Genomic DNA, 19,083 nt, shown 5'->3' with positions numbered 1-19,083 from the left:
CGTTAGCGATGCCGGCGGCGTTTTTCGCGGCGCAAAAACGCCAAAAATAGTGGCTGGTTCCGTTTTATTCGATGAGGAAAAGATGGCTCAACAGACTCCGTTGTTTGAACAACACACGCTATGCGGCGCGCGCATGGTGGATTTCCATGGCTGGATGATGCCGCTGCATTACGGATCCCAGATTGATGAGCATCATGCGGTGCGCGGCGATGCCGGAATGTTCGATGTGTCGCACATGACCATCGTCGATTTCCACGGCAGCCGAATCCGCGAGTTTCTGCGCTATTTGCTGGCTAACGACGTAGCGAAGCTCACCGTGCCAGGCAAAGCGCTCTATAGCGGCATGCTGACCGCCTCCGGCGGCGTCATTGATGACCTGATTGTTTATTTCCTTTCTGAAGACTATTTCCGCCTCGTTGTTAACTCCGCCACCCGTGAAAAAGATCTCGCCTGGATCGCCCAGCAGTCTGAATCTTATGGTCTTGAAATAACCGTGCGCGACGATCTTTCCCTGATCGCAGTCCAGGGTCCCAGGGCGAAAGAGAAAGCGGCGACGCTGTTTACCGACGCGCAGCGTCAGGCCGTGGAAGGCATGAAGCCTTTCTTTGGCGTGCAGGCGGGCGATCTGTTTATTGCGACCACCGGCTATACCGGCGAAGCGGGTTATGAAATCGCGCTGCCGAACGAGCAGGCGGTAGATTTCTGGCGCGGCCTGCTCGATGCGGGCGTTAAGCCATGCGGCCTCGGCGCGCGCGATACGCTGCGCCTGGAAGCGGGCATGAACCTTTACGGCCAGGAGATGGACGAAGGCGTCTCTCCGCTGGCGGCTAATATGGGCTGGACCATTGCCTGGGAACCGACTGACCGTGACTTCATCGGGCGTGAAGCGCTGGAAATGCAGCGCGAAAAGGGCACCGAGCAGCTGGTGGGCCTGGTCATGACCGAGAAAGGCGTTCTGCGTGGCGGCCTGCCGGTGCGCTTTAGCGATGCCGACGGCAATCAGAAAGAAGGCATTATCACCAGCGGCACCTTCTCCCCGACGCTGGGCTACAGTATTGCGTTAGCGCGCGTACCGGAAGGCATCGGTGAAACCGCCGTAGTGCAGATTCGCAACCGCGAAATGCCGGTCAAAGTGACTAAACCTGTTTTTGTACGCAACGGCAAAGCCGTGGTGTGATTTCCCTTTTGGAGATGAATTGATGAGCAACGTACCAGCAGAACTGAAATACAGCAAAGAACACGAATGGCTGCGTAAAGAAGCGGACGGCACTTATACCGTTGGTATCACCGAGCACGCGCAAGAGCTGCTTGGCGATATGGTTTTCGTCGACCTGCCGGAAGTGGGCGCCGCCGTTGAAGCGGGCGCAGACTGCGCGGTTGCCGAATCCGTCAAAGCGGCTTCCGATATCTACGCGCCGATCAGCGGCGAAATCGTTGCCGTCAATGACGAGCTGAACGACTCCCCTGAGCTGGTCAACAGCGAGCCGTACGCCGGCGGCTGGATCTTTAAAATCAAAGCCAGCGACGAAGCTCAGATTGACGCGCTGCTGGATGCGACCGCATATGAAGCTCTGTTAGAAGACGAATAAATACGCTTCATCCTTCACGCTGCAGGGGCGTTGGCTTCCTGCAACGCCAATGATTTTGCGTATTCTGGCCCGGCAAGCATCAGCGCTCGCCGGGCAAACCAGTCAGACAATCACGATTCACCGCACGTTCAGGAACCATCGCTCATGACCCAGACTTTAGGCCAGCTTGAAAACCGTGACGCCTTTATTGAACGTCACATCGGCCCGGACGCCCTGCAGCAGCAGGAGATGCTGAAAACCGTTGGCGCCGATTCGCTTAACGCCCTGATTGGCCAGATTGTGCCGCAGGATATCCAGCTGGCGACGCCGCCGCAGGTGGGCGAGGCAACCACGGAATTCGCCGCGCTGGCGGAACTGAAAGCGATCGCCGGTCGTAACAAGCGCTTCAAGTCGTACATTGGCATGGGCTACACCGCCGTGCAGCTGCCGCCGGTGATTCAGCGCAACATGCTGGAAAATCCGGGCTGGTATACCGCCTATACGCCTTATCAGCCGGAGGTTTCTCAGGGCCGTCTGGAATCGCTGCTGAACTTCCAGCAGGTGACCCTCGACCTGACCGGTCTCGATATCGCCTCAGCCTCGCTGCTGGACGAAGCTACCGCCGCCGCGGAAGCGATGGCGATGGCCAAACGCGTAAGCAAACTGAAAAACGCCAACCGTTTCTTCGTCGCCGCCGACGTTCACCCGCAGACCCTGGACGTAGTGCGCACTCGCGCGGAGACCTTCGGTTTCGATGTGATTGTCGATGATGCGGAAAAAGCGCTCGACCATCAGGACGTCTTCGGCGTACTGCTGCAGCAGGTGGGCACCACCGGCGAGGTTCATGATTACAGCAAACTGATTGCTGACCTGAAAGCGCGCAAAGTGATTGTCAGCGTCGCCGCCGATTTTATGGCGCTGGTTCTGCTGACCGCACCGGGTAAGCAGGGCGCGGACATCGTTTTTGGCTCCGCCCAGCGCTTTGGCGTACCGATGGGCTACGGCGGCCCGCACGCGGCTTTCTTTGCCGCCAAAGATGAATTCAAACGCTCCATGCCGGGCCGTATTATCGGCGTATCGAAAGATGCGGCGGGCAATACCGCGCTGCGCATGGCGATGCAGACGCGCGAGCAGCATATTCGCCGCGAGAAAGCGAACTCCAATATCTGTACTTCTCAGGTGCTGCTGGCCAACATTGCCAGCCTGTACGCGGTATTCCACGGTCCGGCTGGCCTGAAGCGTATCGCCAGCCGTATTCACCGTCTGACCGATATTCTGGCCGATGGTCTGCAGAAAAAAGGCCTTAAGCTCCGCCATGCGCACTACTTCGATACCCTGTGCGTTGAGGTTGCCGATAAAGCCGCTGTGCTGGCGCGGGCGGAAGCGCTGCGCATTAACCTGCGCAGCGATATTCATCATGCCGTCGGGATCACCCTTGACGAAGCCACCACGCGTGAAGACGTCCTGAACCTGTTCCGCGCCATCCTTGGCGACGATCATGGCCTGGATATCGACACCCTGGATAAAGACGTGGCCCTCGATAGCCGCTCGATCCCTGCCAGCATGCTGCGCGACGATGCGATCCTTACTCATCCGGTGTTTAACCGCTACCACAGCGAAACCGAGATGATGCGCTATATGCACGCGCTGGAGCGTAAGGATCTGGCGTTGAACCAGGCGATGATCCCGCTGGGCTCCTGCACCATGAAGCTGAATGCCGCCGCCGAGATGATCCCGATCACCTGGCCGGAATTCGCCGAACTGCATCCGTTCTGTCCGGTCGATCAGGCTGAAGGCTATCATCAGATGATCGCTCAGCTCTCCGACTGGCTGGTTAAGCTGACCGGCTACGATGCGGTCTGCATGCAGCCGAACTCCGGCGCGCAGGGCGAATACGCGGGCCTGCTGGCGATTCGTCATTACCACGAAAGCCGCAACGAGGGGCATCGCGATATCTGCCTGATCCCAAGCTCCGCTCACGGCACCAACCCGGCTTCCGCGCAGATGGCGGGAATGCAGGTGGTGGTGGTGGCCTGCGATAAAAACGGCAATATCGATCTTGCTGACCTGCGGGCGAAAGCCGAGCAGCATGCGGCGAACCTCTCCTGCATCATGGTGACCTATCCGTCCACCCACGGCGTTTACGAAGAGACCATTCGCGAAGTGTGCGAAGTGGTGCATCAGTTTGGCGGCCAGGTTTACCTCGATGGCGCGAACATGAACGCCCAGGTCGGCATTACCTCTCCGGGCTTTATCGGCGCGGACGTCTCGCACCTTAACCTGCATAAGACCTTCTGTATTCCGCACGGCGGCGGCGGCCCGGGTATGGGGCCGATTGGCGTGAAATCGCACCTGGCGCAGTTTGTGCCGGGCCACAGCGTGGTGCAAATTGAAGGCATGCTGACCCGCCAGGGCGCGGTTTCCGCCGCGCCGTTCGGCAGCGCCTCCATCCTGCCAATCAGCTGGATGTATATCCGAATGATGGGCGCAGAAGGGCTGAAACAGGCGAGCCAGATGGCGATTCTGAACGCCAACTACATCGCTACCCGTTTGAAAGACGCGTTTCCGGTGCTGTATACCGGCCGCGACGGTCGCGTGGCGCACGAATGCATTCTGGATATTCGTCCGCTGAAAGAAGAGACCGGCATCAGCGAGCTGGATATTGCTAAGCGACTGATTGATTTTGGTTTCCATGCTCCAACCATGTCCTTCCCGGTCGCCGGTACGCTGATGGTTGAACCGACCGAATCGGAAAGCAAAGTGGAGCTGGACCGCTTTATCGATGCGATGCTGGCGATTCGCGGCGAGATCGACCGCGTGAAAGCCGGCGAGTGGCCGCTGGAGGATAACCCGCTGGTGAACGCGCCGCATACCCAGGGTGAACTGGTGAGCGCGTGGAACCATCCGTACGCCCGCGAACTGGCGGTCTTCCCGGCAGGGCTGAACAACAAATACTGGCCGACCGTTAAGCGTCTGGACGATGTTTACGGCGACCGTAACCTGTTCTGCTCCTGCGTACCGATGAGCGAATACCAGTAATCTGCTGATTAGACTATCTTTTAAAGGCGCTGCGGCGCCTTTATATTTTGGGAGAATGGTATGACGATAGCATTGGTGACGGGCGGCAGCCGGGGAATAGGTAAAGCGACGGCGCTGCTGCTGGCGCAGGAAGGCTATACCGTGGCGGTGAATTACCACCAGAATAGCGCCGCGGCGACCGGCGTGGTGAACGAGATTATCGCCAGCGGCGGCAAAGCCGTTGCGTTACGGGCGGACGTCAGCGATGAAGCGCAGGTGATGGCGATGTTTGCCTCGATCGACCGTCTCGGCGAACCGCTCTCCGCGCTGGTCAATAACGCCGGGATTTTATTTACTCAGGGGACGATTGAAAGCCTTAGCGCCGACCGGATTAACCGGGTGCTGGCCACCAATGTGACCGGTTACTTCCTCTGCTGCCGGGAGGCGGTAAAGCGGATGTCGCACAAGCACGGCGGTAAGGGTGGGGCGATTGTGAATGTGTCGTCCGCGGCATCGCGCCTCGGGGCGCCGGGGGAGTATGTGGATTACGCCGCGTCGAAAGGCGCGGTTGATACCCTGACCACCGGCCTGTCGCTGGAAGTGGCGGCGCAGGGGATTCGGGTCAACGGCGTGCGCCCCGGCTTAATCTATACCGATATGCACGCCAGCGGCGGTGAGCCCGGGCGCGTGGATCGCGTCAAGTCGATGCTGCCGATGCGGCGCGGCGGGCAGCCGGAGGAGGTGGCTCAGGCCATCGTCTGGCTGCTAAGCGATAAGGCTTCCTACGTTACCGGCAGCTTCCTCGAGCTGGCGGGCGGGAAGTAATCCGTAAATCTTTCCCGGAGGCGGCGCTGCGCACCTGTCCGGGCTACCAGCCCGCAGACAACTGTGAACTTGTAGCCCGGTCAGCGCAGCGCCACCGGGAGTTTTGTGATCCATTACACTGTGGATTTCCGGGTTACCAGACCTTCAGACCGCATCGACCCGTAGCTCAGCAAGCAGGGAAATTCCCTACGACGCCATCCACAGCCGCAGGCGCATCCCCCAGCCGCTGGTCCAGCCGGTGGTGACTGACTTCACCTCGCCGCGTGAGATAACGATAAGGGTCGGCGTGACCTGTACCTCCCACCGTTGGGATAGCTGACCGCTGGCGTCATTAATCGTCGGCAGCGCCGTTTTTTTATGCGCCAGCCAGCGCGTCAGGGTGGCGTTATCGCCCGAACGTAACGCTACCGTCATAACATTACCGCCATCGTCAGCCAACGCGGCCACCGATGGCGTGGTGTAACGACATACGCTGCACCAGGTGGCCCAGACGTACAGCAGCAAGGGGCGTTCGTGGCTCATGGCCGCCAGATCGACCGTTCGGCCATCAAGCGTTTGCAGCGGCGTGCTGGAGAAATTCTGCGGCAGCGCCGGTTTGCGCAGATAATCCACCGCCAGGCTGACGGCGGCAACGATCAGCAGCCATGTCAGGATCAGTCTAAAGACGTTTAGCATCATTTTTCTACATGGTGATGCGCCGGAAAAGCCGGCAGCGTGCGGCGTTGATTCGCGGAGTAAGCGTCAGCGACTCAACGATTGATGGGGTTTATCTTATCGGCTGAGCGCGCGTTAGCAACGCTAACGCTGTAAAGAAGTGTCTGTTTTGTGGGAAGTTTTACCCCCTTCCGACTGGAAAGGGGCAAGATGCTTACAATTTCTCGCCGTTGCTGGCGATAACGTCTTTGTACCAGTTAAAGCTCTTCTTGCGCGAGCGGGACATATCGCCGGTACCATCGTCATGTTTGTTGACGTAGATAAAGCCGTAGCGCTTGCTGTATTGACCGGTGGTGAAGGAGACGCAGTCGATGCAGCCCCACGGGGTATAGCCCATTAGCTCAACGCCGTCGTAAGTCACCGCTTTGATCATCTCTTCGACGTGAGCGCGCAGATAGTCGATGCGGTAGTCGTCGTTGATGCTGCCGTCTTCTTCGACTTTATCGTACGCGCCGAAGCCGTTTTCGACGATAAACAGCGGTTTCTGATAGCGCTCATACAGTTCGCACAGCGCATAGCGCAGGCCCACCGAGTCAATCTGCCAACCCCAATCGGACGCTTTAACGTGCGGGTTGGGCACGCTGCCCTCGAAGCCGGAAATTGCGTCGCCGCTGCCGCCTTCCGCTTTCACCGCGTTGGTCATGTAGTAGCTGAAGCCGAGATACGCGCAGGTGCCTTCGCGCAGGATTTGCGCATCGCCATCCTCCATTTTGATACTGAAGCCGCGGCGCTCCCACTCGTTCAGGACGTAGCTCGGGTAGTAGCCGCGCAGCTGGACGTCGGTAAAGACGTAGCGTTCACGCATCGATTCCTGGGCAAACATCACGTCTTCCGGCTTACAGGAGTACGGATAGAGAGGGACCATTGCCAGCATGCAGCCAACCTGCATCTGCGGATTGATTTGACGTGCCGCCTTCACCGCCAGCGCGCTGGCGACAAACTGATGATGCAGCACCTGGTACATGGTCTCTTCCGGGTTTTCATGCTCGGTATAGACCACGCCGGAGCAGCAGTAGCCAAACAGCGGCGCGCGCCAGTTACGCTGGTTATTGATCTCGTTAAAGGTCATCCAGTATTTCACTTTGTGCTTATAGCGCTCGAAGACCACTTCGGCGAAGCGCACAAAGAAATCGACCACTTTGCGGTTGGTCCAGCCGCCGTACTGCTGAACCAGATGCAGCGGCATCTCAAAGTGGGAGAGGGTGATTACCGGCTCGATGTTGTACTTCAGCAGTTCATCGAACATATCATCGTAGAATTTCAGCCCCTCTTCATTCGGCTGGCTTTCGTCGCCCAGCGGGAAAATGCGCGTCCAGGCGATGGAGGTGCGAAAGCACTTGAAGCCCATCTCGGCGAACAGCTTGATGTCTTCTTTGTAGCGGCCATGAAAGTCGATGGCTTCGTGGTTTGGATAGTACTTGCCCGGCTCTACCTGCTGGGTTATCTCGCGCGGCACGCCGTGCGCGCCGCCGGTAAGCACGTCGCAGATGCTCGGACCTTTACCGTCTTTATTCCAGCCGCCTTCAACCTGGTGCGCGGCGACGGCGCCGCCCCATAAAAAGTCTTTTGGTAAAGGAATTTTCTTCATCTTTGCTCATCTCGTCATAATTACTTGTTGGTTTCGAGTCTAACAAAGGCGATATAAATGTCACGATATAACAATTTGTCCTGGATGGAATTTGTTACATCGAAAAAACATCCTGTTATTTTCAGCGGAGTTTGCGCGCTAATTTACGCCCCAGCGTTTCCAGAATATAAATGACCGGGATCTGAGTGGTAATGTCGTAGACGCCGCCGATACGCGTTTGCGGAACATGCCAGGAGAGATTAAAGTCGGCAAGCTTTGCCAGCCGCGAGTGCTCGTGGCTGGTAATGGACATCACTTTACAGCGATGCAGGCTGAACTGGCTGGCAAAGCGCAGGATCTCTTCCGTTTCTCCGGAGACCGACAGTACAATAGCCAGCGCATTACGCGCCATATCATTGGTCACCGGGAAATAAGGATCGTCGATATGGTTGCTGAATTTTCCGACGTTAGAAAAGAAGCGTGCGCCATATTTTGCCAGCGCGCCGGAGGTGCCGGCGCCGACGAAAATAATACGTTCTGACGACAGAATAATATCGACCGCCTGCTCGAGCAGTTGGTCAAATTCATCGTTATTAACGCTTTTAAAAAAGCTCATTATTTCGCTGGCGCCGATATTTGCCTGTTGAGGCTCATTCTGCTCCAGATATAATTTAAAGCGTACGCGAAACTCCGAGTAGCCTTCGCACTGCAGCTTGCGGCAGAAGCGCAGGACGGTGGTCGTGGAGACTCCGGCCGCTTCCGCCAGCTCGCGGATGGTCATGTACATCACTTTGTCGCGATTTTTAATGACATAGTGATAGACCATCATCTCAAGATTATTGAGACTGGCGATAGCGGCGTGGGAGAAGATACTCACAGTGGCAAACTCACAATTCATAATGACCAGGACGGAATGATATCATGCAGCCAAATAACATAACCTTTTTTCAGCGTTTTCAGGACGACATCCTCGCCGGACGCAAAACCATTACCATCCGCGATGCTGCGGAATCGCACTTTAAAGCCGGCGATGTACTGCGCGTTGGTCGCTATGAAGATGACGGCTATTTTTGCACCATTCGCGTAGTCGCAACCTCGACGGTGACGCTGGATACGCTGAACGAACGGCACGCGCAGCAGGAGAATATGACCCTGCCGCAGCTGCGCGAAGTGATAGCGGAAATCTACCCTGAAGAAAAGCTCTTTTATGTTATTGAATTCGAAAGGCTTTAATAAAATAATGAACGACTGTAAGTTGAAATTTTAATTTAACTTATTGATTTTATTATATTCATAAATATTCATCCTTTTATTTTAGCTAACATGTGTTCACTGGAATCATTCTCAGTTAACCTAAGTGTGCTATTGAAAGCGTACTTGTTTTCGGAGTCAAATATGGTTCGCAAATCGTTAATCACGCAGGGATATTCTCTGGCAGAGGAAATTGCCAACAGCATCAGCCACGGGATTGGGCTGGTGTTCGGTATTGTCGGTCTGGTGCTGTTGCTAGTACAGGCGGTGGATAGTAACGCCGGCGCAACGGCCATCACCAGCTACAGCCTGTACGGCGGGAGCATGATTCTGCTGTTCCTCGCCTCTACGCTCTATCACGCCATTCCGCATCAGCGGGCAAAGCTGTGGCTGAAAAAATTCGACCACTGCGCGATCTACCTGCTGATTGCCGGGACCTATACGCCGTTTCTGCTGGTAGGGCTAAATTCGCCGCTGTCGCGCGGGTTGATGATCGTCATCTGGAGCCTGGCGCTGCTGGGGATCCTGTTTAAGCTGACGATTGCGCATCGTTTTAAGATCCTCTCTTTAGTGACCTACTTGACGATGGGCTGGCTGTCGCTGATTGTGGTTTATCAACTGGCGATTAAGCTGGCGGTGGGCGGCGTAACGCTGTTAGCCGTTGGCGGGATTATTTATTCGCTGGGGGTTATTTTCTACGTCTGCAAACGTATTCCATACAACCACGCTATCTGGCACGGTTTTGTCCTGGGCGGCAGCGTGTGCCACTTCCTGGCCATTTATTTGTACGTCGGGCAGGTTTAAATTTTGAGAAATCTCCCGGCTCGCGCTACGCTTAGCCGGGCTACAGGTTCACCGTCGTCTGCGGGCTGGTAGCCCGGACAGGCGAGTCGCGCCGCCTCCGGGGAGAAGGCGGGCGGGAATATCGCTTTAACGCTCTTCCAGCGTATACGGCAGCGGCTCGATGCTCAGGCTACCGGCATCGTCGCGCACGCGGAACACGCTGTCCGGTTCCATATCATTATTCATCACCACCTGCACCAGCAGACGGCCGTCGTCCAGCTGTACGGCGGCTAAAACGGTGCCGGTACGGCGCCAGTTGTCACCCATCTTCATTTCCAGGTCTTCCCCGGCTTCAGGCACGCGGCTGGCGGTCCCGGCCAGATACCACAGGGCGCGCTTGTTGGCACCGCGGAATTTAGCGCGGGCAACCATCTCCTGACCGGTATAGCAGCCTTTTTTGAAGCTGATGCCGCCCAGCGCCTGCAGGTTGGTGGCCTGCGGAATAAACTGCGCGCTGTTGGCGCTGTCGATGACCGGCAGACCGGCTTCAATATTCAGCGCCAGCCACTGCTGGCTATTGTTTAGCTGTGCTTCGCCGCGCAGCGCGTCGGTGATGCGGGTGGCGGTTGCCACATCGGTCACCAGCAGGAAGCGCTCGGCGGGATGCTCAAACCACAGCACGCTGGTGGCACCTTCGCTGACAACCTGTTTATCGGCATTCGGCAGCTCGTTAAACAGCGGCGTCAGCGCAGCGCGTGCCTGGAACCCGGCAACGCCCAGCAGCACGGATTCATCGTCGGCGGCGATGGTCACTTTAGAGAACACCGCATACTTTTTCAGTTCAGTCAGCTGCGCATCGCGCAGGCTGCGGCGCTCAATCCACGCAAAACCCTCGTTGCGACGGAAAACGCGCAGATTGCTCCACATCTTGCCCTTGGCGTCACAGTGCGCGGCAAGCAGATGCTGCTCGTCGGTCAGGTGGCTGACGTCAGCGGTGATCTGCCCCTGCAGATATTTCTCGCCATCCGGCCCGGTAATCGTCGCCAGCGCCCAGTCATCCAGCGTCATCAGCGTTAACGGCAGACGAGCGGAAGAGGAGGGCTGACGCGGAGGAAAAGGTGTAAAAGCCATAGTCATATCCTGAATAGCTTAACGCAGAGTGTGTGACTAATGGTAAAAGAGCTATGGTGCAATGCAAGCGCTTTTGCCAGGCCATTCGTGCCCTCAAAACTGGGCGCTAACGCGAACGAAATTATCAATAACCTGATTATTTTAGAGATTTCATGGAATAGCGCTCGTGAATCTTGATATTCCAGTGAAGTCAGCGGCGAAAACGGGTTAAACTAAGCAATATTTATAAGCAGGAAGTAAAACATGGATATTAACAATAAAGCTCGCATCCACTGGGCATGCCGCCGGGGAATGCGTGAACTCGATATCTCCATCATGCCGTTTTTTGAGCATGAGTACGATACGCTCAGTGATGACGATAAGCGGTTGTTCATCCGCCTGCTGGAAAATGACGATCCGGACCTGTTCAACTGGTTGATGAACCATGGCGAACCGGCTGATGCAGAACTGCAGCGGATGGTAAAATTAATTCAGACACGGAATCGGGAACGTGGTCCTGTGGCAATCTGATTTACGCATCTCGTGGCGAGCGCAATGGTTCTCACTGTTGATGCACGGCGTGGTGGCGGCGCTGGTGCTGGTGTTGCCCTGGCCGCTGAGCTATACCCCGCTGTGGCTGATACTGCTGTCGCTGGTGGTGTTCGACTGCGTGCGCAGCCAGCGGCGGATCCATGCCAGACAGGGGGAAATAAAGCTGCTGATTGACTCTCGCCTGCGCTGGCAAAAAGCGGAGTGGGATATCGTCGGCACCCCGTGGGTAATCAATAGCGGAATGCTGCTGCGTCTGCGGAATACGGAAAACCAACGTACCCAGCATTTATGGGTCGCGGCGGATAGCATGGACGCGGGAGAATGGCGCGACCTGCGTCGGCTGGTGTTACAGAAACCGACGCAAGAGTAGGCAAAGGCTCAGGAGAACTGCTCAGCCATTTCACCGAGGATTTGCTCGCACCAGTTCTGAATGCGCTCATCGCTCAGATCGTACTGGTTCGTTTCATCAAGCGCCAGGCCAACGAACAGCTGGCCGTCGGCGATGACCGGTTTCGGGCTGGTGAATTCATAGCCTTCGGTAGGCCAGTAGCCAATGAACTTAACCCCTTTGGTCGCCAGCTTATCGTGCAGCATACCGAGCGCGTCGAGGAACCATTCGCCGTAGCCGAGCTGGTCGCCCATGCCGTACAGCGCGACGATTTTATCCTGCAGATCCAGCGTATCAAGCTGCTGCCAGACGGTTTCCCAATCTTCCTGGATCTCGCCGAAATCCCAGGTCGGAATGCCGAGGATCAGCACGTCATACTGCGTCATCAGGGCAGGGGAATCATCTTTCAGGTTGTGCAGCGTGACCAGTTCAGGGCCGATAATATCGCGGATTTTTTCCGCCGCCATTTCGGTGTAGCAGGTGCTGGAACCGTAAAAAAGACCTATGTTCATCGCGGAAACGTCTCAATTCTTGCTGTGACTTTGCGCTTAGTGTACCAGAAAGGCCGCGCCCGCCTGCAACTCGAATTATTTAGGGTATAATGGCGCCGTTTTAATAAGCAAAGAGGCCGGAGTGGAACAGGATCTCGCACGAATCGAGCAGTTTCTTGATGCCTTATGGCTGGAGCGTAATCTGGCGGAGAACACGCTAAGCGCCTACCGCCGGGACCTGACGATGGTGGTGGAATGGCTGCATCATCGTGGCCTGTCGCTTGCCAGCGTCAGCGGCGAAGATCTCCAGTCGCTGCTGGCGGAGCGGCAAACCGGCGGCTACAAGGCCACCAGCACCGCGCGCCTCCTAAGCGCCGTGCGACGCTTCTTCCAGCATCTTTACCGGGAGAAAATTCGTCCGGACGATCCCAGCGCGCTGCTGGCCTCGCCAAAGCTGCCGCAGCGGCTGCCGAAGGATCTGAGTGAGGCGCAGGTGGAGCGGCTACTCCAGGCTCCGCTGGTTGAACAGCCGCTGGAGCTGCGCGATAAAGCGATGCTGGAAGTGCTGTACGCCACCGGTCTGCGCGTTTCCGAGCTGGTGGGCCTGACCATGAGCGACATTAGCCTGCGCCAGGGCGTGCTGCGCGTGATTGGTAAAGGAAATAAAGAACGTCTGGTACCGTTAGGCGAAGAGGCGGTGCTGTGGGTTGAGAATTACCTTGAATACGGCCGCCCCTGGCTGCTGAACGGCGTGGCGTCCGATGTGCTTTTCCCCAGCCAGCGCGCGCAGCAGATGACGCGCCAGACCTTCTGGCATCGAATTAAGCACTATGCCGTACTGGCGGGGATTGATAGCGAAAAGCTCTCCCCGCACGTGTTACGCCATGCGTTTGCTACACATTTACTTAACCATGGCGCCGACTTACGCGTGGTGCAGATGCTGTTAGGACACAGCGATCTCTCCACGACGCAGATCTACACCCACGTGGCGACCGAGCGTCTGCGACAACTCCATCAACAGCATCACCCGCGTGCGTGAGTGCTGAAAAAAAGGACTGAGTATGAAAAAAGGTTTACTGATGTTCACTCTGCTGGCGACCACCTTATCCGGTGCGGCGCATGCGGATAGCGCGGCGATTAAGCAACTGCTGGCGAAGCTGGGTGTGCAGAGTTCGGACGTGCAACCTTCGCCGATCAAAGGCATCAGCACCGCATTGACGGACAGCGGCGTGATATACGTTACCGATGACGGTAAGCACATTATCCAGGGGCCGATGTACGACGTCAGCGGCGCGCAGCCGGTAAACGTCACCAATACGCTGCTGGCCGGTAAGCTGAACGCGCTGGAAAAAGAGATGATCGTCTATAAGGCGCCGCAGGAAAAACACGTCATCACCGTCTTCACCGATATTACCTGCGGCTACTGCCATAAACTGCACGAACAGATGAGCGACTACAACGCGCTGGGGATTACCGTGCGCTATCTGGCCTTCCCGCGCCAGGGGCTGCAAAGCGAAGCCGAGCAGAACATGAAGGCTATCTGGTGCGCCAAAGATCGCAACAAAGCCCTGGATAACGCGATGAGCGGCAAAGGCGTGCAGCCGGCCAGCTGCGATGTTGATATCGCTAAACACTACACGCTGGGCGTGCAGCTTGGCGTTAACGGCACGCCGGCGATGGTGCTGAGCGACGGCACCCTTATGCCCGGCTATCGCGATCCGAAAGACCTGAAAGCGCTCCTCGATGAGCATCAAAAACAGACAAGCGGTAACTGATTCGCGTGAAACAACAGATACAACTACGCCGCCGCGAGGCGGTTGACGGCGTCGATTTACCTGCCGATCTCCCGCCGCTGCTGCAGCGGCTGTACGCCAGCCGCGGCGTGCGCAGCGCGCAGGAGCTGGAGCGCGGGGTGAAAGGCATGCTGCCGTGGTCGCAGCTGACCGGCGTCGAAAAAGCGGTAGAGATACTTTACGGCGCATTTAAGCAGGGGCTGCATATCGTGGTGGTCGGCGACTTTGACGCTGACGGTGCCACCAGCACCGCGCTGAGCGTGCTGGCTCTGCGCGCGCTGGGTTACGGCAACGTTTCGTACCTGGTGCCAAACCGTTTTGAAGATGGCTACGGCCTGAGTCCGGAAGTAGTCGATCAGGCTCACGCCCGCGGCGCGCAGCTGATTATGACCGTCGACAACGGCATTTCTTCGCACGCTGGCGTCGATCATGCCCACGCGCTGGGTATTCCGGTGCTGGTAACCGATCACCACCTGCCGGGGGATTCGCTGCCCGCGGCGGAAGCGATTATTAACCCGAACCTGCGCGACTGTGAGTTCCCGTCGAAATCGCTGGCCGGGGTGGGCGTAGCTTTTTATCTGATGCTGGCGCTGCGCACTTTTCTGCGCGATAAAGGCTGGTTTGAGGAGCGCGGCATCGCGCCGCCGAATCTGGCTGATTTACTCGATCTGGTGGCGCTTGGCACCGTGGCGGACGTCGTACCGCTGGATGCCAACAACCGGATCCTGACCTGGCAGGGGCTGAGCCGCATTCGGGCGGGGAAATGCCGTCCGGGCATTAAAGCGCTGCTGGAAATCGCCAACCGCGATCCGCAAAAGCTGGCGGCAAGCGATCTCGGCTTTGCGCTCGGCCCGCGTCTGAACGCGGCGGGGCGGCTGGACGATATGTCCGTCGGCGTGGCGCTGCTGCTGTGCGACAACACCGGCGAAGCCCGGGTGCTGGCCAATGAGCTGGACGCGCTGAACCAGACGCGTAAAGAGATAGAACAGGGGATGCAGGCGGAAGCGCTGACCCTGTGTGAAAAGCTGGAACGCAGCGGCGAGACGCTGCCCGGCGGCCTGGCGATGTACCACCCGCAGTGGCATCAGGGCGTCGTCGGCATTCTGGCCTCGCGTATCAAAGAGCGCTTCCATCGCCCGGTTATCGCCTTTGCGCCCACCGGCGACGGTACGCTCAAAGGCTCAGGTCGGTCGATTCAGGGGCTGCATATGCGCGATGCGCTGGAGCGTCTGGACACGCTCTATCCGGGGCTGATTATGAAGTTTGGCGGCCATGCCATGGCGGCAGGGCTATCGCTGGAAGAGGCGCGCTTTGAAGAGTTCCAGCAGCGCTTTGGCGAGCTGGTGACCGAGTGGCTCGATCCGGCGCTGCTGCAGGGCGAAGTGGTCTCCGACGGTCCGCTGACGGCGGCAGAAATGAGCATGGAGGTCGCGCAGATGCTGCGCGACGCCGGGCCGTGGGGGCAGATGTTCCCCGAGCCGCTGTTTGACGGGCGTTTTCGTCTGCTGCAGCAGCGGCTGGTCGGTGAGCGTCATTTGAAGGTGATGGTTGAACCGGTCGGCGGCGGCCCACTGCTGGACGGTATCGCGTTCAATGTTGATACTTCCCTTTGGCCGGATAACGGCGTTCGCGAAGTTCAGCTTGCCTATAAGCTGGATATCAATGAGTTCCGCGGCAACCGCAGCCTGCAGCTGATCATTGACCACCTCTGGCCAAATTGACAACAGTATATTAATGAGAGCGCGAATCCGGTAGAATTCCGCTCTTATCACCGCATTTTGACGAATCCATTAAAAGAAACCGACCATGTTTGAAATAAATCCGGTAAAAAACCGCATTCAGGACCTCACGGAGCGCTCGGGCGTTCTTAGGGGGTATCTTTGACTACGATGCTAAGAAAGAGCGTCTCGAAGAAGTAAACGCCGAGCTGGAGCAGCCGGACGTCTGGAACGAACCCGAGCGCGCACAGGCGCTGGGCAAAGAGCGTTCCTCGCTGGAAGCCATCGTTGATACGCTGGATCAGATGTCTCAGGGGCTGGAGGACGTATCCGGCCTGCTGGAGCTGGCCGTTGAAGCCGACGACGAAGAGACCTTCAACGAAGCCGTCGCTGAGCTCGATGTGCTGGAAGAGAAGCTGGCACAGCTGGAATTCCGCCGCATGTTCTCCGGTGAATACGACAGCGCCGATTGCTACCTCGATATCCAGGCCGGTTCCGGCGGTACGGAAGCGCAGGACTGGGCCAGCATGCTGACGCGCATGTATCTGCGCTGGGCTGAAGCGCGCGGCTTCAAGACCGAGATCATTGAAGAGTCTGAAGGCGAAGTGGCGGGCATTAAGTCCGTGACCATCAAGATTATCGGCGACTACGCCTACGGCTGGCTGCGTACTGAAACCGGCGTTCATCGCCTGGTGCGTAAGAGCCCGTTCGATTCCGGCGGCCGCCGCCACACCTCTTTCAGCTCCGCGTTCGTTTACCCGGAAGTGGATGACGATATCGATATCGACATCAACCCGGCGGATCTGCGCATTGACGTTTACCGCGCATCCGGCGCGGGCGGCCAGCACGTTAACCGTACGGAATCCGCGGTGCGTATCACCCACATTCCGACCGGCTTAGTGACCCAGTGCCAGAACGACCGTTCGCAGCACAAGAACAAAGACCAGGCCATGAAGCAGATGAAAGCGAAGCTTTATGAGCTGGAAATGCAGAAGAAAAATGCCGAGAAGCAGGCGATGGAAGATACCAAATCCGACATCGGCTGGGGCAGCCAGATCCGTTCTTACGTGCTGGATGACTCCCGCATTAAAGATCTGCGCACCGGGGTAGAAACCCGCAACACTCAGGCGGTGCTGGACGGCAGCCTGGATCAATTTATCGAAGCAAGTTTGAAAGCAGGGTTATGAGGAACCAACATGTCTGAACAACAAGCACAGGGCGCTGACGCGGCAATTGACCTTAATAATGAACTGAAAGCCCGTCGTGAGAAGCTGGCCGCGCTGCGTGAGCAGGGTATCCCGTTCCCGAATGATTTCCGTCGTGACCACACCTCTGACCAACTGCACGCTGACTTCGATGGCAAAGAAAACGAAGAGCTGGAAGCACTGAACGTTGAAGTCGCCGTCGCTGGCCGCATGATGACCCGTCGTATCATGGGTAAAGCCTCCTTCGTTACGCTGCAGGACGTTGGCGGCCGCATTCAGCTGTACGTCGCCCGCGACGATCTGGCGGAAGGCGTCTACAACGAGCAGTTCAAAAAGTGGGACCTTGGCGACATCATTGCCGCGCGCGGTAAGCTGTTCAAAACCAAGACCGGCGAGCTCTCTATCCACTGCACCGAACTGCGTCTGCTGACCAAAGCCCTGCGCCCGCTGCCGGACAAATTCCACGGCCTGCAGGATCAGGAAGCGCGCTATCGTCAGCGCTATCTGGACCTGATCTCCAATGATGAATCGCGCAACACCTTTAAAGTGCGTTCGCAGATCCTGGCGGGCATCCGTCAGTTCATGGTCGGCCGCGGCTTTATGGAAGTTGAAACCCCGATGATGCAGGTGATCCCCGGCGGTGCTTCCGCGCGGCCTTTCATCACCCATCACAACGCGCTCGATCTGGACATGTACCTGCGTATCGCGCCGGAGCTGTACCTGAAGCGTCTGGTAGTCGGCGGCTTCGAGCGCGTGTTCGAAATCAACCGTAACTTCCGTAACGAAGGCATCTCCGTTCGCCATAACCCAGAGTTCACCATGATGGAACTCTATATGGCCTATGCGGACTATAAAGATCTGATTGAGCTGACCGAATCCCTGTTCCGCACCCTGGCGCAGGACGTTCTGGGCCACACTGAAGTGCCTTACGGCGATCAGACCTTCGATTTCGGCAAGCCGTTTGAAAAGCTGACCATGCGCGAAGCGATCAAGAAGTACCGTCCGGAAACCGAGATGGCCGATCTGGATAACTTCGATTCTGCAAAAGCCATTGCGGAAAGCATCGGCATTCACGTTGAGAAGAGCTGGGGTCTGGGCCGCATCGTGACCGAGATCTTCGAAGAAGTGGCGGAAGCGCATCTGATTCAGCCAACCTTTATCACCGAATATCCGGCAGAAGTCTCTCCGCTGGCGCGTCGTAACGACGAAAACCCGGAAATCACCGACCGTTTTGAATTCTTCATCGGCGGGCGTGAAATCGGTAACGGCTTTAGCGAGCTGAACGATGCGGAAGACCAGGCGCAGCGCTTCCTCGATCAGGTTAACGCGAAAGCCGCCGGTGATGACGAAGCGATGTTCTATGACGAAGACTACGTTACCGCGCTGGAGCACGGCCTGCCGCCGACCGCGGGCCTCGGTATCGGTATCGATCGTATGGTGATGCTCTTTACCAACAGCCACACCATCCGCGACGTGATCCTGTTCCCGGCGATGCGTCCGGTAAAATAAGCATTACGCGAATAAACGAAACCCCAGCGCTGCTGGGGTTTTTTATGCCTGACGGCTAAAGTTTATCAACGCATTACGCGCATTGTCGTCCGCTGCCTGCATCACCATCCACGGGCTAAACGCCCACGGCGTCGCGCGAATCCCGCTCAGAACATCCGCAAGATTGCTCCACTGAACATCCATCACTTCGTCAGGATTTATCCGTAACGCGCTGGCTATTCGTGCCGCATAGACCGGACAGACCTCGTTTTCGACGATGCCATTCGGCGCGACGGCCCGATAGCGAAATGCCGGAAAGACTGGGGCGATGCGGGTAATCTCAACGCCAAGCTCAAAGCGGCAGCGGCGCTCAACGGCCTGTTCGAAGGTTTCGCCGGTTTGCGGATGCCCGCAGACTGAGTTCGTCCACACGCCAGGCCAGGCTTTTTTGCCCAACGAGCGGCGCGTGACCAGCAGTTGGCCTTGTTCATTGAACAACCAGCAGGAAAACGCGAGATGCAAAGGGGTATCGAGGGTGTGAGCGGCATACTTCTCCAGCATACCTGAAGGCTTATCTTGCTTGTCCAGCAAAATGACATGTTCCCCGGCCAT

Annotated in this window: 19 protein-coding genes; 13 read left to right on the top strand and 6 right to left on the bottom strand. The window is 57.3% G+C overall.

Annotated features, from left to right (window positions below; all coding sequences use genetic code 11):
* Positions 1-82 precede the first annotated feature (82 nt).
* The 4 genes from gcvT to BWI76_RS23865 all read left to right on the top strand — a co-directional run bounded on the left by gcvT (position 83) and on the right by BWI76_RS23865 (position 5,411).
* The gene (gcvT, locus tag BWI76_RS23880; RefSeq protein ID WP_049087335.1) at positions 83-1,177 is read left to right on the top strand and encodes a glycine cleavage system aminomethyltransferase GcvT; all 1,095 of its coding nucleotides are present in this window, start codon (positions 83-85) and stop codon (positions 1,175-1,177) included.
* Positions 1,178-1,199: 22 nt separating this feature from the next.
* The gene (gene gcvH / locus BWI76_RS23875) at positions 1,200-1,589 is read left to right on the top strand and encodes a glycine cleavage system protein GcvH (RefSeq protein WP_004133586.1); all 390 of its coding nucleotides are present in this window, start codon (positions 1,200-1,202) and stop codon (positions 1,587-1,589) included.
* Between the two features lie 144 nt (positions 1,590-1,733).
* Positions 1,734-4,607 (top strand): aminomethyl-transferring glycine dehydrogenase, encoded by a 2,874-nt coding sequence (gcvP, locus tag BWI76_RS23870; RefSeq protein ID WP_004133588.1) that lies wholly within the window; start codon positions 1,734-1,736, stop codon positions 4,605-4,607.
* Between the two features lie 60 nt (positions 4,608-4,667).
* A complete protein-coding gene (locus BWI76_RS23865; RefSeq protein ID WP_004133590.1) occupies positions 4,668-5,411 on the top strand; it encodes an SDR family oxidoreductase in 744 nt (247 codons plus the stop codon).
* Between the two features lie 186 nt (positions 5,412-5,597).
* On the opposite strand, the gene BWI76_RS23860 is transcribed toward BWI76_RS23865, so the two are convergent.
* From BWI76_RS23860 to BWI76_RS23850, 3 genes are all read right to left on the bottom strand, one after another.
* Positions 5,598-6,089 (bottom strand): protein disulfide oxidoreductase, encoded by a 492-nt coding sequence (locus tag BWI76_RS23860; protein ID WP_049087336.1) that lies wholly within the window; start codon positions 6,087-6,089, stop codon positions 5,598-5,600.
* Positions 6,090-6,279: 190 nt separating this feature from the next.
* Positions 6,280-7,713: a 6-phospho-beta-glucosidase gene (locus tag BWI76_RS23855; RefSeq protein ID WP_004133593.1), complete on the bottom strand. Its 1,434-nt coding sequence runs from the start codon at positions 7,711-7,713 to the stop codon at positions 6,280-6,282.
* Between the two features lie 121 nt (positions 7,714-7,834).
* On the bottom strand, positions 7,835-8,563 hold the full coding sequence (locus tag BWI76_RS23850; RefSeq protein WP_024358621.1) for a MurR/RpiR family transcriptional regulator: 729 nt from the start codon (positions 8,561-8,563) through the stop codon (positions 7,835-7,837).
* 50 nt (positions 8,564-8,613) lie between these two features.
* Between BWI76_RS23850 and yqfB the strand changes: the two genes are divergently transcribed.
* Both yqfB and trhA read left to right on the top strand, forming a co-directional pair.
* Complete coding sequence (yqfB, locus tag BWI76_RS23845) at positions 8,614-8,925, top strand: N(4)-acetylcytidine aminohydrolase (protein WP_004133599.1); 312 nt, start codon at positions 8,614-8,616, stop codon at positions 8,923-8,925.
* 162 nt (positions 8,926-9,087) lie between these two features.
* A complete protein-coding gene (gene trhA, locus BWI76_RS23840; protein WP_004124978.1) occupies positions 9,088-9,747 on the top strand; it encodes a PAQR family membrane homeostasis protein TrhA in 660 nt (219 codons plus the stop codon).
* A gap of 126 nt (positions 9,748-9,873) precedes the next feature.
* On the opposite strand, the gene ygfZ is transcribed toward trhA, so the two are convergent.
* A complete protein-coding gene (gene ygfZ, locus BWI76_RS23835) occupies positions 9,874-10,857 on the bottom strand; it encodes a tRNA-modifying protein YgfZ (protein WP_049087337.1) in 984 nt (327 codons plus the stop codon).
* Between the two features lie 243 nt (positions 10,858-11,100).
* On the opposite strand from ygfZ, the gene sdhE reads away from it, so the two are divergent.
* Together sdhE and BWI76_RS23825 are read left to right on the top strand one after the other, a co-directional pair.
* Positions 11,101-11,367: an FAD assembly factor SdhE gene (gene sdhE, locus BWI76_RS23830; protein ID WP_004105561.1), complete on the top strand. Its 267-nt coding sequence runs from the start codon at positions 11,101-11,103 to the stop codon at positions 11,365-11,367.
* Positions 11,348-11,758 (top strand): protein YgfX, encoded by a 411-nt coding sequence (locus BWI76_RS23825; protein ID WP_004134421.1) that lies wholly within the window; start codon positions 11,348-11,350, stop codon positions 11,756-11,758. Before sdhE ends, BWI76_RS23825 begins: the two co-directional genes overlap by 20 nt.
* Before the next feature lie 8 nt (positions 11,759-11,766).
* Here the strand turns inward: BWI76_RS23825 and fldB are convergent, their stop codons facing one another.
* A complete protein-coding gene (fldB, locus tag BWI76_RS23820; RefSeq protein ID WP_004134423.1) occupies positions 11,767-12,288 on the bottom strand; it encodes a flavodoxin FldB in 522 nt (173 codons plus the stop codon).
* A 121-nt stretch (positions 12,289-12,409) separates the two neighbouring features.
* Between fldB and xerD the strand changes: the two genes are divergently transcribed.
* From xerD to lysS, 5 genes are all read left to right on the top strand, one after another.
* Positions 12,410-13,306: a site-specific tyrosine recombinase XerD gene (gene xerD / locus BWI76_RS23815; RefSeq protein WP_004124942.1), complete on the top strand. Its 897-nt coding sequence runs from the start codon at positions 12,410-12,412 to the stop codon at positions 13,304-13,306.
* Positions 13,307-13,328: 22 nt separating this feature from the next.
* Entirely contained in the window at positions 13,329-14,042 is a 714-nt protein-coding gene (dsbC, locus tag BWI76_RS23810) for a bifunctional protein-disulfide isomerase/oxidoreductase DsbC (protein ID WP_004134425.1), read from the top strand.
* A 5-nt stretch (positions 14,043-14,047) separates the two neighbouring features.
* Positions 14,048-15,781, top strand: a complete 1,734-nt coding sequence (gene recJ, locus BWI76_RS23805; RefSeq protein WP_004134426.1) for a single-stranded-DNA-specific exonuclease RecJ — start codon at positions 14,048-14,050, stop codon at positions 15,779-15,781.
* An 85-nt stretch (positions 15,782-15,866) separates the two neighbouring features.
* A protein-coding gene (gene prfB, locus BWI76_RS23800) for a peptide chain release factor 2 (protein WP_098066859.1) occupies positions 15,867-16,965 on the top strand; the annotation gives its coding sequence in 2 pieces (ribosomal slippage) (positions 15,867-15,941 and positions 15,943-16,965; 1,098 coding nt in all).
* 9 nt (positions 16,966-16,974) lie between these two features.
* Complete coding sequence (gene lysS, locus BWI76_RS23795; protein ID WP_004134430.1) at positions 16,975-18,492, top strand: lysine--tRNA ligase; 1,518 nt, start codon at positions 16,975-16,977, stop codon at positions 18,490-18,492.
* Between the two features lie 42 nt (positions 18,493-18,534).
* Here the strand turns inward: lysS and idi are convergent, their stop codons facing one another.
* A complete protein-coding gene (gene idi / locus BWI76_RS23790; RefSeq protein WP_004134432.1) occupies positions 18,535-19,083 on the bottom strand; it encodes an isopentenyl-diphosphate Delta-isomerase in 549 nt (182 codons plus the stop codon).

It is taken from the genome of Klebsiella sp. M5al, from assembly GCF_002090195.1.
GTDB lineage: Bacteria > Pseudomonadota > Gammaproteobacteria > Enterobacterales > Enterobacteriaceae > Klebsiella > Klebsiella grimontii.
This window is presented reverse-complemented; position numbering and strand designations above follow the sequence as displayed.